At 66.1% G+C, this 13188-nt stretch carries 16 protein-coding genes; 7 read left to right on the forward strand and 9 right to left on the reverse strand.

The window, feature by feature from the left end:
• Positions 1 to 24: 24 nt before the first annotated feature.
• Together QM707_RS14675 and QM707_RS14680 are read right to left on the reverse strand one after the other, a co-directional pair.
• Positions 25 to 849, reverse strand: a complete 825-nt coding sequence (locus tag QM707_RS14675; RefSeq protein WP_415002622.1) for a class I SAM-dependent methyltransferase — start codon at positions 847 to 849, stop codon at positions 25 to 27.
• Positions 849 to 1661 (reverse strand): class I SAM-dependent methyltransferase, encoded by an 813-nt coding sequence (locus tag QM707_RS14680; RefSeq protein ID WP_415002623.1) that lies wholly within the window; start codon positions 1659 to 1661, stop codon positions 849 to 851. Before QM707_RS14680 ends, QM707_RS14675 begins: the two co-directional genes overlap by 1 nt.
• Before the next feature lie 240 nt (positions 1662 to 1901).
• Between QM707_RS14680 and QM707_RS14685 the strand changes: the two genes are divergently transcribed.
• Genes QM707_RS14685 through QM707_RS14700 form a run of 4 tightly spaced genes read left to right on the forward strand, consistent with a single transcriptional unit; the run spans position 1902 to position 4226 of the window.
• On the forward strand, positions 1902 to 2429 hold the full coding sequence (locus QM707_RS14685) for an OsmC family protein (protein ID WP_415002624.1): 528 nt from the start codon (positions 1902 to 1904) through the stop codon (positions 2427 to 2429).
• A gap of 10 nt (positions 2430 to 2439) precedes the next feature.
• Positions 2440 to 3429, forward strand: a complete 990-nt coding sequence (locus tag QM707_RS14690) for an AraC family transcriptional regulator (RefSeq protein ID WP_415002625.1) — start codon at positions 2440 to 2442, stop codon at positions 3427 to 3429.
• A gap of 36 nt (positions 3430 to 3465) precedes the next feature.
• Entirely contained in the window at positions 3466 to 3969 is a 504-nt protein-coding gene (locus QM707_RS14695) for a hypothetical protein (RefSeq protein ID WP_415002626.1), read from the forward strand.
• On the forward strand, positions 3966 to 4226 hold the full coding sequence (locus tag QM707_RS14700) for a hypothetical protein (protein WP_415002627.1): 261 nt from the start codon (positions 3966 to 3968) through the stop codon (positions 4224 to 4226). Before QM707_RS14695 ends, QM707_RS14700 begins: the two co-directional genes overlap by 4 nt.
• On the opposite strand, the gene uvrD is transcribed toward QM707_RS14700, so the two are convergent.
• The 7 genes from uvrD to QM707_RS14735 form a co-directional block, all read right to left on the reverse strand.
• The gene (gene uvrD, locus QM707_RS14705; RefSeq protein WP_415002628.1) at positions 4223 to 6388 is read right to left on the reverse strand and encodes a DNA helicase II; all 2166 of its coding nucleotides are present in this window, start codon (positions 6386 to 6388) and stop codon (positions 4223 to 4225) included. The genes QM707_RS14700 and uvrD overlap by 4 nt on opposite strands.
• A 64-nt stretch (positions 6389 to 6452) precedes the next feature.
• Entirely contained in the window at positions 6453 to 6830 is a 378-nt protein-coding gene (locus QM707_RS14710; protein ID WP_415002629.1) for a hypothetical protein, read from the reverse strand.
• 23 nt (positions 6831 to 6853) lie between these two features.
• The gene (locus tag QM707_RS14715) at positions 6854 to 7453 is read right to left on the reverse strand and encodes a TIGR00645 family protein (RefSeq protein ID WP_415002630.1); all 600 of its coding nucleotides are present in this window, start codon (positions 7451 to 7453) and stop codon (positions 6854 to 6856) included.
• A gap of 6 nt (positions 7454 to 7459) precedes the next feature.
• Positions 7460 to 7681, reverse strand: coding sequence for a hypothetical protein (locus tag QM707_RS14720; RefSeq protein WP_415002631.1), 222 nt, complete (start codon positions 7679 to 7681; stop codon positions 7460 to 7462).
• 111 nt (positions 7682 to 7792) lie between these two features.
• Positions 7793 to 8041 (reverse strand): hypothetical protein, encoded by a 249-nt coding sequence (locus tag QM707_RS14725; RefSeq protein ID WP_415002632.1) that lies wholly within the window; start codon positions 8039 to 8041, stop codon positions 7793 to 7795.
• 63 nt (positions 8042 to 8104) lie between these two features.
• Positions 8105 to 9148 (reverse strand): saccharopine dehydrogenase family protein, encoded by a 1044-nt coding sequence (locus tag QM707_RS14730; RefSeq protein ID WP_415002633.1) that lies wholly within the window; start codon positions 9146 to 9148, stop codon positions 8105 to 8107.
• Positions 9149 to 9152: 4 nt separating this feature from the next.
• On the reverse strand, positions 9153 to 9962 hold the full coding sequence (locus QM707_RS14735) for an SDR family NAD(P)-dependent oxidoreductase (protein ID WP_415002634.1): 810 nt from the start codon (positions 9960 to 9962) through the stop codon (positions 9153 to 9155).
• 63 nt (positions 9963 to 10025) lie between these two features.
• Between QM707_RS14735 and QM707_RS14740 the strand changes: the two genes are divergently transcribed.
• From QM707_RS14740 to QM707_RS14750, 3 genes are all read left to right on the forward strand, one after another.
• Complete coding sequence (locus QM707_RS14740; RefSeq protein ID WP_415002635.1) at positions 10026 to 10790, forward strand: glucose 1-dehydrogenase; 765 nt, start codon at positions 10026 to 10028, stop codon at positions 10788 to 10790.
• A gap of 160 nt (positions 10791 to 10950) precedes the next feature.
• On the forward strand, positions 10951 to 12762 hold the full coding sequence (locus tag QM707_RS14745) for an ATP-binding protein (RefSeq protein ID WP_415002636.1): 1812 nt from the start codon (positions 10951 to 10953) through the stop codon (positions 12760 to 12762).
• Complete coding sequence (locus QM707_RS14750; RefSeq protein WP_415002637.1) at positions 12743 to 13180, forward strand: response regulator; 438 nt, start codon at positions 12743 to 12745, stop codon at positions 13178 to 13180. Before QM707_RS14745 ends, QM707_RS14750 begins: the two co-directional genes overlap by 20 nt.
• The last annotated feature ends 8 nt before the right edge of the window (positions 13181 to 13188 follow it).

Below are 13188 nucleotides of genomic sequence, written 5' to 3' on the forward strand. Positions count from 1 at the left end.
AGGACGGACTTGTTCAGACCATTCCTAACGTATCGCGGCTTCAGCCGACACGATGACGAATTCGCCGGGGATACGGTAAGCCTCGCCATCGCGCCAGGGTTGGATCGCTTCCAGATACTTGCTGCGCACGCGCTGGCGCGTCGGCGCATCGAAACGCGACCAGGCCAGGGCGACGGGGCCGCCGACGAAGGCGGCGTCGCAGGCGGCTTCGCCGTCGGCGTAGTGCAGCACGGTGTCGACGCGATAGTGTTCGCGGATGCGGAATTCCGCGTCCGCGCACAGTCGCGCCAGGGTGTCGGACTGGCCAAGGCCGAAGAACAGCGGGCAGACATCGCTGGAGACTTCGGCATCGACGATCGGGAATACCGGCGACCAGCCGCAATGCCCGCGCTCGCCCCAGACGGCGATCGCCATGCGACCGCCGGGGCGCAGCACGCGACGCATTTCGTGCAGGGCCTGTTCCGGATGCGTGACGTACATCAGCCCCAACCCGCAGAGCACGACATCGAAACGTTTGTCGGGGAAATCCAGCGATTCGGCGCCCATGCGCTGGAAGCGCACGTTGCCGATGCGCTGCGTGGTGGCGCGCGTCCAGGCGATATCGATCATGCCGGCGGAGATGTCGGTGCCGATCACTTCGCCCTGCGGGCCGACGTCCTGCGCGGCGCGCAAGGTCACCAGGCCGGTGCCGCAGGCGACGTCCAGCACGCGCTCGCCCGGCTGCGGCGCGGCGCAGGCCAGCATTTCGTCCTGCGCCACGGCCAATTGCTTCTGCCACAGCGGTTCGTAGTCGGATGCGGCGAGATCCCAGCCGTAGCGCTGGATTCGCCGCTGCAGTCGTGCGTCCATCAGCGGCGCGTCACGATGATTTCGGCGTATTCGCTCGGCAGCACCAGCGAATCGCGACCGGCCAGGTTCAGGCTGTTCATCAGCTCGGCAAGATCCTGTTCCAGCAGCTTCCGCTTGTCTTCGGCGAGCGCGGCGAAAGCCTTCAGCACCGGGCCGTACCAGGTGCGGAACACTTCGATCATGTGCGCGGCGGAACGATAGCGGAAGTTGAAGTGGCGCTTCTCGATCGAAATGGATGCCGCATCGCGACCGAACAGGTCCTGCAGATGCTTCTTCACGCCCCAGAGCGACGGTGGCGACACGCCGGCTGGCGGCGCGACATGGCGACCGAGAACCTTGAACATCTGGCCGATGAAACCTTCCGGCGTCCAGTTCGCCAGGCCGATGCGCCCGCCGGCGCGGCAGACGCGCAGCATCTCCTGGGCGGCGCGTTCGTGGTCGGGCGTGAACATCACGCCGAAGGTGGAGACGATGGCGTCGAAGCTGGCGTCGGCGAACGGCAGCGCTTCGGCATCGGCCACGCGGAATTCGACGTTGAGGCGTTCGGCCTTGGCGCGTTCGGCGCCGAGATCGAGCAGGGCGGGCACGTAGTCGGTGGACATCACGCGGCAGCCGCGGCGTGCGGCCGCCAACGTGGCATTCCCGTTGCCGGCGGCAATGTCGAGTACGCGTTCGTCCCAACGCAGGTCGCAGGCTTCGGCGAGGCGTTCGCCGACGATCTGCAAGGTGGTGCCGACGACGGCGTAGTCGCCGCTGGCCCAGGCGCTTTGCTGGCGGTTCTTGATGGCGGAGAAATCGATAACAACATTCATTCGCGTTGCTCGTGCATTGCTCGTTGGTAGGGAATGCCATCGTCCCGTTTGCGCGGCGCGACGTCCTATCCGGGCGTCGGCGCGGACTATCCGAGCGTCCAGACCGTGCGCGCCGGTTGACGATTCGTCCGCAATCCTTGCTCTGGCGTCCGGAATTGCGCTCGTTGTGCGTAATGGCTCTTGGACCTCGGGAATCGGACGCCCAGAATCGCCGTCCGCACAAAACCCGGAGCATGACTAATGACCTATACGGCCCTCGCCGAAGCCCTGCAAAGGGTCGAAAACGTTCTCACTCGCAGGCCCGATCTCGGCATGCACGACGACGCGCCTGCGCAGGCGCGGTGGCGCCAGGGCACGCGCGTGGAATCGCAGCACGCCAACGGCGCCCGCATGTATACCGACATGCCGTCCGAACTCGGCGGCAGCGGCGAGCACGTGACGCCGGGCTGGTTGTTCCGCGCCGGCGTGGCTTCCTGCTTCGCGACGACGATCGTGATGGTGGCGGCGAAGGAGCAGATCGATCTCTCCGATCTGGAAGTGCTGGTGACCAGCCGCTCCGACACGCGTGGCCTGTTGTCCATGAACGACGAAGACGGCGCGCCCGTTTATTCCGGTCCGCGCGATGTCGCCATGCAGGTGCGCATCGCCGCGGCGAATGCGACGCCAACGCGCCTGCGGAAACTCGTCGACGACTGCCTGCTGGTGTCGCCGATGCCGAACGCCGTGATCGGCTGCACTCCGATGGCGCTGGACATCCAGGTCGGCTGAGAACAGAACGATGGACGCGATGTCGGAAGTCTTGCGGGTGGTGCGCTTGGTCGGCGCGATCTTCATCCATGCGAAGTTCACCGCGCCCTGGTGCTACCAGTCGCCGCACGCCGATAGCGCCGCGCCCTATCTGGAACCAGGCGCCGAACGCGTCGTGATTTTCCATCTCGTCACCGAAGGCGAATGCTTCGTCGAGATGAAGGGCGAGCCGCCGCTGCGCCTGAGCGCCGGCGACGTCGTGATCTTCCCGCAGGGAGATCCGCATCGCATGACGTCCGAGCCGGGCCTGCCGCCGGCGCGCGGCGCGCAACTCGGCAACGTCCTGCAGCGCCGCCCGCGCGTGATGGCCTACGGCGGCGGTGGCGCGCGCACCCGCATCGTCTGCGGTTACCTAGCCTGCGACCAGCGTCTGGCGCGCATGCTGCTCGCCGGCATGCCGCAGGTCGTGCGCGTCAACGTGCGCGATTCGAACGCCGGCGAATGGCTCGAGTCTTCGTTGCGCTATGCGCTGGGCGAAGCGCGTTCGCCGCGCCCGGGCGGCGCCGGTGTGCTGGCGAAACTGGCCGAGGTGCTGTTCATCGAAGTATTGCGCCTGTACATGAACGAGCAGGACGCCGAACGCCGGGGCTGGCTGGCCGGTTTGCAGGACCGCATCGTCGGTGCGGCGCTGACCGCGCTTCACCAGAAACACGCGCATCCGTGGACGCTGGAAGAACTCGCACGCGTTTCCGGCACCTCGCGTTCGGTGCTGGCCGAACGTTTTCAGGAGCTGGTCGGCAGCTCGCCGATGCAATACCTGACGCAGTGGCGCATGATGCTGGCCAGCAATCTGCTCAGCCACAGCAATGCGCCGTTGGCGCGCATCGCGGAAGACGTCGGTTACCAGACCGATACCGCCTTCAGTCGCGCCTTCCGTCGCGAGTACGGCATGCCGCCGGCCGCGTGGCGTCGCCTGAAATCGGCGCAGGCGGCGAACTCGCCGGAAAAACTCGCCGGTTGAGCGCGCGGGGCGGCGCGTCATGCCGCACAATGCGGCATGGCTTCGGTAGCTCCCCGGACATTGCCCGATGACGCGTTGCTGCAGCGCTATCGCGAGCGCGGCGCCTATACCGATTGTTACTCGCTCGATCTGCCGGTACGCATCTTGCAGGCCGAGTACGTCGAGGCTTTCTATACGACCTGGGTGTTCAGGCTGGAACGCGCGATCCTTTCCGTTCTCGTCTCCAAGCCGTCCACCGATGCGCAGGCCGCGCAGCTCGCGCGAGGCGAGCGTGGCGATTTCGCCGCCTGGGATGTCGAGGCGCGGGAGGCCGACCAGCTGCTGATGCGCGATTTCCAGAAGCGTACGTGCTCCTGGCTGATGAGCCGGCCGCTGGAGAACGGCGATACGCGGCTGTATTTCGGTTCGGCCGTGGTGCCGAGAATCGATCCGCGCAGCGGAGGACGCAGCATGGGGCCGGTGTTCGCGGCCCTGCTCGGATTCCATCGCCTGTACACGCGAATCCTGCTGCGTGCCGCGGCCGCGAGGTTGATGCCATGAGGACCTTCTGCATCCTGCTGCGCATCGCCATCGTTCCGATCCTGATGCTGTCGATGCTCGTATGCGCCCTGGCTGCGGCGGAACTGTACATGGCCCTGGTCGAAGGCATGTCGTCCGGCGACAACTTCTACGTGGACGAGTTGTTGGGCTCTCCCTTCTGGACGGGCATTACGGTCGCGGCGTCGCTGGCCATCTGTATCGCTTGCGTCTTCGCACGCCAATGGGCACGGCGGCGGATGAACGAGCTCGCGGTCTAGGTGGGCGTCAGGTTGGCGTAGGCCAGCACCAGCCACTTCACGCCGCTGTCTTCGAAGTTCACCTGCACGCGCGCGTGCGCGCCGCTGCCTTCGCAATCCATCACGATGCCACTGCCGAACTGCGCATGGCTGACGCGCTGCCCGAGCTTGATGCCGCCGGTATCGGGCGCTTCGGCGAAACGTCCGCCGTAGGCCGGGCGGCTGACGTTGACGCGCGGACGCACTTCGTTGAGCAGGGCCGCGGGTATCTCTCGGAGGAAACGCGAAGGCGTGCCGTACATCTCCATGCCGTGCAGTCGGCGCGATTCGGCATAGGTCAACGTGAGCTTTTCTCGTGCGCGCGTCAGGCCGACGTAGGCAAGGCGTCGTTCTTCTTCGAGGCGGCCGCTCTCTTCCATCGAACGGTTGCTCGGGAACAGGCCTTCTTCCAGGCCGACCAGGAAAACGAGCGGAAACTCCAGGCCCTTGGCGCTATGCAGCGTCATCAGCTGCACGCCGTCTTCGCCGGCCTCAGCCTGGCCTTCGCCGGCTTCCAGCGCGGCATAAGCCAGGAAGGCGACGAGTTCGCTCATGCCTTCCGAGGCCTCGTCGTCGCGGCGCTCGAAACGGCTGGCCACCGACACGAGTTCGTCCAGGTTGTCGCTGCGCGAATCGACCTGGCCCTTGGATTCGGCCGCGTAATGCACGCGCAGGCCGGAGCGCTCGAGCACATGGTCGAACTGCTCGTGCAGCGGCATGTCGGGGAGTTCGGCGGCAAGCGAATCGATCAGTTGCTCGAAGCCGCGCAGGGCATTGCGCGCACGCCCGGTGATCGCGCCGCCGGCATGCGCGTGTTCGACCGCGCGCCACAGCGACACGCCCTGCGCGCGTGCCTGCCGCCGCACTTCGTCCAACGTGCGCTCGCCGATGCCGCGGGTCGGCGTGTTCACTGCCCGCTCGAATGCGGCATCGTCGTCGCGATTGGCGACCAGGCGCAGGTAGGCCAGGGCGTCCTTGATTTCCATGCGTTCGAAGAAGCGCTGCCCGCCGTAGACGCGGTATGGCATGCCCTCGGCCAACAACTGCTCTTCGACCGCGCGCGACTGCGCATTGCTGCGATAGAGCACGGCGCAATCGGCGGCGCGGCCGCCATGACGGATGTGCGCGCGGATGCGTTCGATCAGGAAACGCGCCTCGTCGACTTCGTTGTAGGCCGCGTACAGGTCGATGGGCTCGCCCTCGCCATCGGCCGTCCACAGCTTCTTGCCCAGGCGTTCGGGGTTGTGCGCGATGACGGCGTTCGCCGCGGCGAGGATGTTGCCGCTGGAACGGTAGTTCTGTTCCAGGCGGATCGTCTGCGCGGCGGGATAGTCGCGCAGGAAACGCTGCATGTTCTCCACCCGCGCGCCGCGCCAGCCATAGATCGACTGGTCGTCGTCGCCGACGACGAAGACTTGCGCGCTATCCCCGGCCAGCACGCGGATGAAGGCGTACTGGATGGCATTGGTATCCTGAAACTCGTCCACCAGGATCTGGCCGAAGCGCCGCTGGTAGTGCGCCAGCAGGTTCTCGTTCTCGAGCCAGAGCTCGTGCGCGCGCAGCAGCAGTTCGGCGAAATCGACCAGGCCGGCGCGCTGGCAGCGGATCTCGTATTCCTCGTACACGCGAAGCTGGGTCTTGCCGTACAGGTCGCCGCTGGGCATCTGCAGATGCTTCGGCCGACGGCCTTCGTCCTTCTGCGCATTGATCCACCAGACCAGCTGGCGCGGCGGGAAGCGGCCTTCGTCGAGCTCGAGATCGGCGCAGATGCGCTTGATCAGGCGCAGCTGGTCGTCGGCATCGAGCACCTGGAAACTTTCCGGCAGTTTGGCCTCCTGCCAATGCAGGCGCAGCAATCGATGCGCGAGCCCGTGGAAGGTGCCGATCCACATGCCGCGCGTGCCGTGGCCGAGCAGTCGCTCGACGCGGCCGCGCATTTCGGCGGAGGCCTTGTTCGTGAAGGTGACGGCGAGGATGCCGTGCGCCGGCACGCCGACGACTTCGTTGAGCCAGCCGATGCGATGCGTCAGCACGCGCGTCTTGCCGGAACCGGCGCCGGCGAGCACGAGATAGTGACCGGGAGGGGCGGAAACGGCCTCGCGCTGGGCCTCGTTCAGCCCGTCGAGCAGGTGGGAAACATCCATGCCGCCATTTTAGGCGATGCGACGGCGGAACGCGCGGCGTTGCGGCTGAGCCGGAGGCCAGGAGCTACAGCTTCTCCATGGCGGTCACCTTGTAGGTGACCAGGCCGTATTCGTCGCGGCTCGACCCCAACGTTGCCCGGACGCGCACCGCCTCGTCGCCGGTGATGCCGATGCTCGCCAACACCGCGCCGTCCACATCCACGTGCATCTGCTTGCCGTCCACCACGAGCGTGCCGAAATTGAAATCGGAGACGCCTTCGTCGTCGGTATCGCCCTCGGCGACGTCGACGATGAACTCCCCCTCCACCACGGCCGGGAACTGCGTGATTTGCGCCGCCTGGTCAGGCATGCCGGCGTCGGCTTCCTTGTCGCTTCCGCCGCCGCAGGCGGCGAGGGGCAGGCAAAGAAGCAGCAGCAGGCAAGGCAGTGCGCGACGCGTCATGGAGGTTTCGGGATGCCGGGACATCAGTGCGCCGCCGTCTTCGTGCCGCTGCCGCTCTGCATCAATTTGTCGGTGTAGGCGATGCCGACCGCCGACAGGATGAAGACGCAATGGATGATGGTCTGCCACATGACGCCGGTGGCGGTGGCCTTGGTGCACAGCACGCCGGCGGCGACCGTGCCGCACATCGGCAGGCCGAGCTGGCCGGCTTCGATGAAGGTCTTGAGCAGATGGATCGAGCTGATGCCGATGATCGCCATCGCCAGTTTCACCTTCAGCACCGAGGCGTTGACGTGGCTCAGCCATTCAGGCTGGTCCGGATGACCGTCCAGGCGCAGGCGCGAAACGAAGGTCTCGTAGCCGCCGACGATCACCATCATCAGCAGGTTCGAGATCATCACCACGTCGATCAGGCCCAGTACGAGCAGCATGATCTCCTGCTCGGTCAGGCTGACCGCGCCCATGATCAGGTGCGAGAGATCCTTCAGGAACAGGATGACGTAGACCGCCTGCGCGACGATCAGGCCGAGGTAGAGCGGCAGCTGCGACCAGCGCGAACCGAAGATGAGGGTCGGCAGTGGGCCGAGGTTGACCTTGCCGGTCGGGGAATGATTGGAAGCCATGCGCTCTTACTTCTTCTTGCTCAGGGCGCCGGCGACGACGGCGATCGCGCCGACGCCGACGAGGATCCAGCCGTAGTTGAGCGGCGGGGACTTGGTTTCGGTCTTGGTGATTTCCAGCGGGCCGATATCGGCGACCTTCTCGGTCGTCTGCGTCTTGAACACGCCGGTGAGGATCAGGCCGCCGAAGATCAGCAGCAGGGCGCCGACGATGAGTGCGGGGGTGCGCATGCGGAGCTCCGGAACGGGGATGAAGCGCAAGAGTAGTGGCTGCGGGGCGGCAAGCCAAGCCGTCCCTGAGGGATTGCATTGTGCAGGGCATCCTAGGGCCGAGTGCCTGGCTTACTCGGCCCCTTGGTACAGGCTGTAAGCCGCGAAGGAGAAGAAGAAGCCTGCGGCGACGGAAAGCACGAGCGCAATCTTGAAACGCGCTGGGTGCCGGATTCGATCATGGCCCGCCACCCAGCGACCATCGATCGCGTACCCGGTCAGCAGATGCGTCAGGAACGGCATCCATCCCGCCGCGGCGAACAGGACGCAGAACAGCCCGCGATTCGCGATCAGGTAGCCGGCCAAGGGCAGCGCCAGCATCAGGCACAGGACCCACAGGAACGACCTTCCCTGAAGGGCCGGATCAGGCGGCCTCATCGGACATCAGCGCAAGCTCACGCCCGGCAAGGTCAGCACATAGTCCGAGCCCATCAGCATCGACGGCGTGTAATAGCCGCCCGGCGGGCGTTCGATGCCGATCAGTTTCTGCACGATGCCGAGGCCGGCGGTGACGGTGAGATCGTAACCGTTCGGCGTCAGCAGGCGCGCCTTCGCTTCGCGGCCTTCGCCGTCGCGCACTTCGCCCCAGACCCAGGTCTGGCTCTTCGCGCGCTTTTCCTCGGAAGGACCGGGCACCGATTTCTCGATGCGCTTCTTCATAAAGGATTGCACCAACCCCGTGCCGAGCAAGGGGCCGAGCCAGCGGATACGCCGCAGGCGCTGCGCCGACGCCGGTGGCACGCCCATGTAGACCTCGATGTTCGGGATGCCGGTGGAAACGTTCGCGGTGTAGACATCGCCCCAGGGAATCGTCATCGCGAAACGTTGTTCGCCGTCGCGCTCGAACGTGCGCGTCTTCCAGGCCAGCGGCACGCGCGTCATCTTGCCGTCGATGCGAGCGCGGCCGCCCTTGCCCAGGCCTTCGACGCCGGTCTTGGCGGTGCCGGGGCTGGGCCCGCCGCCGGCTTCGAAAGCCAGTACGAGATGGGTCGCGCTGGGCAGTTCGCTCTTCAGGTGCGCGGCGAGGCAATCGGTCGGCACGACATCGAAACCGGAACCGGGCATGACGACGATGTTGCGCTGCTGCGCGCGCGCATGCTGGGCGTGGCAATGGGCGAAGACGTCGATCTCGCCGGTGATGTCGAGGTAATGCGCACCGACGTCAAGGCAGGCTTCCAGCATCGGCTTGCAGGTCGCCGAGAACGGGCCGGCGCAATGCATCACCAGGCCGATGCCGTTGAGGCCGTTGCGCGCCGATTCGGCGTTGTCGAGCGGAAACGCGCGCACCGGCAGGCCGTACTTCTTTCCCATCGGTTCGAGCGCGGCCACCGAGCGGCCGGCGAGCACGGGACGCAGGCCGCGACGCACCGCTTCCTCGACCATCATCTTGCCGGTATAGCCATTCGCGCCGTAGATCATCCATTCCATGGCCTTACCCTTGCTTGTTGTTCATCGCCGCGACGGCGGAAAGTTTCTGCAGCTGGCGGAAATAGAACTCGGGGAACCAGCGTTTCAGGCGCCAGCGCATCGGTTCGCGCCGGGTCGGGATGATCATGAAATCGCCCCGTTCGGCCGCGGCGAAAACCTTGTCGGCGACGCCGTCGAGCGTATCGGGCGATTCGTCCATCAGACGCTGCGCCGCCACCATCACACGCGGCGCACCGATGCCCGACTCGCACAGATTGGTGCGGAAGAAGCTCGGGCAGAGCACGCTTACGCGCACGCCTTTGGCCTGCACTTCTGCCCGAAGCTGTTCGGACAGTGCGACGACGGCGGCCTTCGCCACGCCATAGGTCATGATGCCCGGCGCGCCGGCCAGGCCAGCGAAGCTCGCGGTGCTGACGATCTGGCCGCGACCAGCGGCCAGCATCGTCGGCAGGAACAGGCGGCAGCCGCGCACGACGCTGAACAGGTCGATCTCGATGATGCGACGCCATTCTTCCATCGTGGTCTCGATCATCGGGCCGCCCGAGGCGATGCCGGCGTTGTTGTACAGCACGTCCACGCCGTTCCATTCGCGCAGCACGTTGTCGCGCAGGGTTTCCATCGCCGCATCGCTGCCGACGTCCACCGTATAGGCCAGATGGCCACCGCCGGCGAGCATGGCCTTCGTTTCCTCGGCCCGTTCTGCGATCAGGTCGATGCAGGCGACGCGCGCACCGGCTTTCGCGTAACGGATGGCCATGGCCCGTCCGAGACCGCTGCCGGCACCGGTGATCAATACTCTGCGCGAATCGCTCATCGAGGCCTCCCGGCCGCATGTTAGGCTCGAAGCGAGTGTAGCCCGCTTCCCTGGAGAAACAATGTGACGGCCGCCCTGTTCGACCTGACCGGAAAGACCGCCCTCGTCAGCGGCGCCTCCCGCGGCATCGGCGAAAGCATCGCCCGCCTGCTGGCCGCCCAGGGCGCGCACGTGTTGTGCAGCAGCCGAAAGCTCGAGGGTTGCGAGGCCGTGGCGGCGAGCATCCGCGCCGACGGCGGATCGGCCGAAGCGTTGGCCATGCACGTCGGCGATGCGGCCGCCATCGAGGCGACGTTCGCGGCGCTGGAGTCGGCCGGCAAGGCGCCCGACATCCTGGTCAACAACGCGGCGGCGAATCCGTATTTCGGGCCGATGCTCGACATGGACCTGGGCAGTTACGAGAAGACGGTCGAAGTGAACCTGCGTGGCTATTTCTGGAGTACGGTGCAAGCCGCGAAACGGATGCGCGCGAAAGGCGGCGGTGCGATCGTCAACATCGCCTCGGTGAACGCCCGTCGCCCGGCCTTCGGCCAGGGCATCTATTCGATGACGAAGGCCGGCATCGTCAACATGACCGAAGGCTTCGCCAAGGAACTGGCGCCGCATGGCATTCGCATCAACGCGGTGCTGCCGGGCCTGACCGATACCAAATTCGCCTCGGCGATCACCGGCAATCCGAAGATCATGGGCATGATGATGCAGCTGATCCCGATGGCGCGCGCCGCGCAGCCCGACGAAATCGCGCCAGCCGTACTGTTTCTGGTTAGCGGCGCTGGCAGTTATGTGACGGGGACCACGCTGACGGTGGACGGCGGCTATCTCGCGTGAGAAAAATAGGCCGGCAGAGAGGTTTCTGCCGGCCGCGACGAGAATGCATCGGCAGCCGCGGTCGAGTGTCCCGCGGGTCGGGAGCGAGGCGCACCGGCAGGACCGGCCGCGACTCCCGGCATGAGCGACGCGGGCGATGGAACGCCAGGAGCGGAACCGCATGCCCCCGACATCAGCGATCCCCGCCGAAGCCAGTGCGACCTCGCAGCGAGGCGTACTGTTCGCGTTCGCCATCGCGATCGCGCTGCTGGTCGCGGCCGCCTGGGCGGGTTACAGGCAGAGCGTGCGCACCGTGCAAGGTTACGAATGGGTCGGCCATACGCTGCTGGTGCGGCAGCGCGCCACCGAGCTCGACGCCGACCTGCTGTCGATGGAGGCGCAGCATCGCGGCTACCTCCTGCTCGGTCGCTCCGACTTGCTGCAATCGCGCGATGCCTACCTCGTCCAGGCGGCGCATTCGCTCGAAGAGCTGCGCCAGCTGACGCGCGACAATCCGCAGCAGCAACAGCGATTGCGCGAGATCGGCGAATTGCTGCAGGCGCGCGAGGCGCGTATGCGCGCGACCACGGCGCGTGCGCAGAGCGAAGGCCTGGAAGCGGCCCGCGCCCATTTCAACCCGAACGACCATGGCTCCATCAAGCCCCTGCACGAGGCCATCGTGCGCCTGCGCGACGCCGAAGCGGAGTTGTTCGCGCCGCGCTCGCGCGCGGCGACGGCGGAAGCGGAGCGCCTGCGCTGGCAACTGCTGCTGGCGCCGGTACTGGCCAGCGTCCTGCTTTGCCTGGTGGTGTTCGCGCTGATCGTGCAGCTGAGGCGTTCCCAGCGCATGCAGACGCAGATCCGGCAGGCGGGTATCGAAACGGAGCTGGCGCGCGCCGAGCTCGACCGTTTTTTCACCCTGTCCCTGGACATGCTCTGCATCTCCTCGGCCGATGGCTACTTCAAGCGGCTGAGCCCGGCTTTCACGCGCACGCTGGGCTGGAGCATCGAAGAAATGCTGACCACGCCTTTCATCGAATTCGTGCATCCCGACGATCGCGAAGCGACGATGGCCGAAGTCGAGCGGCAGGTCAAAGCCGGCCAGCAGGTGCTGCAGTTCGAGAACCGGTACCGGCACAAGGACGGCAGCTGGCGCATCCTGTCGTGGAAATCGGCGCCGCGGGCCGACGGATTGATGTACGCGACGGCGCGCGACGTGACCGAGAAGCGCCTGGCCGAGCAACGCATCGTGGCGCTAAATCGCGATCTCGAAGCGCGGCAGATCGAGCTGGAAGCGGCGAATCGCGACCTGGAGGCGTTCTCCTATTCCGTCTCGCACGATCTGCGGGCGCCCCTGCGGCACGTGCACGGATACGCGCGCATGCTGTCCGAGGATGCCGGCGAACGGCTCGATGGCGACCTTCGGCGCTATGTCGACGCCATCGGCGCCAGCGCCGAACGCATGGGGCGGCTGATAGACGACTTGCTGTCCCTGTCGCGGCTCGGGCGCAAGCCGCTCGAAAAGCAGCGGATAGACATGCGCGCCATGGTCGAAGAGGTCATCGCCGAGTTGCGGGCCGACCGCTCCCGCTTCGTCGTCGGCGACTTGCCCGCGGCGGCGGGCGACCCGGTGCTGCTGCGCCAGCTATGGACGAACCTGCTATCGAACGCGGTCAAGTACAGCGAGCCGCGCGGCGATGCGGCCCGCATCGAGGTCGAAGCGACGACGCACGCAGGCAGTATCGCTTACCGCGTGCGCGACAACGGCGTCGGTTTCGACATGCGTTACGCAGACAAGCTGTTCGGCGTTTTCCAGCGCCTGCATGCCCAGGACCGCTTCGAGGGCACCGGCGTCGGCCTCGCGATTTCTCAACGCGTCGTTCATCGCCATGGCGGTAACATCAGGGCCAAGGCCCAGCCGGGCCTCGGCGCCGAATTCGAGTTCGATCTCCCCCCGACAGGACCGAGCGACGATGGTCTATCAGAACGTTGAAATACTGCTGGTCGAAGATTCGGCGGCCGACGCCGAAATGACCCTGCGCACGCTGAAGAAACGCAACATCGCCAACAGCGTGGAATGGGTACGCGATGGCGTCGAGGCGCTCGAATACCTGTTCTGCGAAGGCCAGTACGACGGCCGAAGCAACGGCCGGCCGCGTCTGGTCCTGCTCGACCTGAAGATGCCCCGCCTGGACGGTCTGCAGGTGCTGGAGCGAATGAAGGACGACGAGCGCACCAGCAGCATTCCCGTCGTGATGATGACCTCGTCGCGCGAGGAGGGCGACTTGCTCCGTAGTTACGAGCTCGGCGTCAACAGTTACATCGTCAAGCCCGTGGATTTCGGCGAGTTCGCCGACATCGTCAGCCAGGTCGGCATGTACTGGATGATCGCCAACCAGGTTCCGGAATAGGAGCGGGC

The sequence above is a fragment of the Arenimonas sp. genome (genome assembly GCF_047602345.1).
In the GTDB taxonomy this organism is placed as follows: Bacteria; Pseudomonadota; Gammaproteobacteria; order Xanthomonadales; family Xanthomonadaceae; genus Arenimonas.